This window comes from Stenotrophomonas sp. 05L414_2 (assembly GCF_056397905.1).
In genome coordinates this window covers 1-2,271 of the sequence record NZ_JBFTOJ010000289.1, presented here as the reverse complement: position 1 = coordinate 2,271, position 2,271 = coordinate 1, and the positions used below count along the sequence as shown (strand labels likewise).

Annotated in this window: 3 protein-coding genes; all 3 read left to right on the top strand. The window is 64.7% G+C overall.

Translation table 11 applies throughout. From position 1 onward, the window contains the following. The coding region (acnA, locus tag AC1DJN_RS21645; protein ID WP_478040202.1) for an aconitate hydratase AcnA at window positions 1-1,679 on the top strand (1,679 nt) is incomplete at its 5' end. Window positions 1,680-1,778: 99 nt separating this feature from the next. Continuing rightward, a complete protein-coding gene (locus AC1DJN_RS21640; protein WP_032976603.1) occupies window positions 1,779-2,021 on the top strand; it encodes a type II toxin-antitoxin system ParD family antitoxin in 243 nt (80 codons plus the stop codon). Further along, window positions 2,018-2,271 (top strand): type II toxin-antitoxin system RelE/ParE family toxin (locus AC1DJN_RS21635; protein ID WP_478040200.1); only part of this gene is annotated, 254 nt, incomplete at its 3' end. The genes AC1DJN_RS21640 and AC1DJN_RS21635, both read left to right, overlap by 4 nt.

Below are 2,271 nucleotides of genomic sequence, written 5' to 3'. Positions count from 1 at the left end.
ACCTGCGCCTGACTGGTCGCGAGGAAAAGCAGGTCGCACTGGTTGAAAGCTACGCGCGCAGCACCGGCCTGTGGGCCGATGACCTGGCCACTGCGGAATACGAGCGCGTGCTGCACTTCGATCTGTCGACGGTGGTGCGCAACATGGCCGGCCCGAGCAATCCGCATCGCCGCCTGCCGGTATCGGAACTGGTCGAGCGCGGCATCGCCGATGCCGCCAAGCTGGAAGCCGGCAAGGCCGAGCAGGCACAGGGCCTGATGCCCGATGGCGCGGTGATCATCGCTGCCATCACCAGCTGCACCAATACCTCCAACCCGCGCAACGTGATCGCCGCCGGCCTGCTGGCACGCAAGGCCAACGAGCGCGGCCTGCTGCGCAAGCCTTGGGTGAAGTCGTCGCTGGCACCCGGTTCCAAGGCAGTGCAGCTGTACCTGGAGGAAGCGGGCCTGCTGCCGGACCTGGAGAAGCTGGGCTTCGGCATCGTTGCCTTCGCCTGCACCACCTGCAATGGCATGAGCGGCGCGCTGGATCCGAAGATCCAGCAGGAAATCATCGACCGTGACCTTTACGCCACGGCGGTACTGTCGGGCAACCGCAACTTCGACGGCCGCATCCATCCATATGCGAAGCAGGCGTTCCTGGCCTCGCCGCCACTGGTGATCGCCTACGCCATCGCCGGCACCATCCGCTTTGACATCGAGAAGGATGTGCTGGGCGTGGACACCGACGGCAACGAGGTGCGCCTGAAGGACATCTGGCCGAGTGATGCCGAGATCGATGCGGTGGTGAAGGCGGCGGTGAAGCCGGAGCAGTTCCGCAGCGTCTACAACCCGATGTTCAACGTACGCGTCGAACACGGCGCAGCGGTGAGCCCGCTGTACGACTGGCGCCCGCAGAGCACCTACATCCGTCGTCCGCCGTACTGGGAAGGTGCATTGGCCGGTGAGCGCTCGCTGGCCGGCATGCGTGCGCTGGCGGTGTTGCCCGACAACATCACCACCGACCACCTGTCGCCGTCCAACGCGATCCTGGCCTCGAGTGCGGCTGGCGAATACCTGGCGAAGATGGGCCTGCCGGAAGAGGACTTCAATTCCTACGCCACCCATCGCGGTGACCACCTGACCGCGCAGCGCGCCACCTTCGCCAACCCGAAGCTGTTCAACGAGATGGTGCGCAATGAAGACGGCAGCGTGAAACAGGGTTCGCTGGCGCGCGTCGAGCCGGAAGGCAAGGTGATGCGCATGTGGGAAGCCATCGAGACCTACATGGAGCGCAAGCAGCCGCTGATCATCATCGCCRGTGCCGACTACGGGCAGGGTTCTTCGCGCGACTGGGCCGCCAAGGGCGTGCGSCTGGCYGGCGTGGAGGCSATCGTKGCCGAAGGCTTCGAGCGCATCCACCGCACCAACCTGATCGGCATGGGCGTGCTGCCGCTGGAGTTCAAGCCGGGCACCACCCGTCTGACCCTGGGCATCGATGGCACCGAAACCTTCGACGTCATCGGTGAACGCACGCCGCGCGCCGAGTTGCGCGTGGTCATCCACCGCCGCGACGGCCAGGACGTGATCGTGCCGGTCACCTGCCGCCTGGACAGTGACGAGGAAGTGGCGATCTACGAGGCCGGCGGCGTCCTGCAGCGCTTCGCGCAGGACTTCCTGGAAGGCGCCAAGGTGGCGTGATGCCGGGCTGAATGCCTGCCCCCGGAGGTGGGGGCAGGCTTGTCCGACATCAGGGCAGGGCGCACACTGACTTGGCAAAAACTGCCAATGGAGAGTCTCATGGCCACCATGAACATTTCGCTGACCGATCCGCTCAAGCAGTTCGTGGACGAGGAAGTGCGCGAAGGCGGTTACTCCAGTACGTCGGATTACGTGCGCGACCTGATCCGGCAACGCCAGCGGAGCAAGGCCGAGGAGTTGCTCAAGAAGCTGATCGCCGAGGGGCTGGCATCCGGCCCTTCGGCGCCTCTCCCGCCCGATCACTTCGACAAGCTGCGTGAGCGTGCACGGAACCGCAAGTGAAACCCTCGCACTGGTCCCCTGCAGCGGTTCGAGATCTTGACCAGGCTGCAAGCTGGTATGGAGATCAAGGCGGAGAAGCATTGGAGATCGGCTTCGTCGATGCGGTGGAATCGGTGGTGAGACTGATCGAAACACACCCCGGTGCCGGCTCCACACTGCATGCGGATCTGCTGCCGACCCTTTCAGCGCCGTTGCGCTTTCATCCGGTTCGTCGCTTCGACGGCTATCTGGTCTATTACGTGGAGCTACC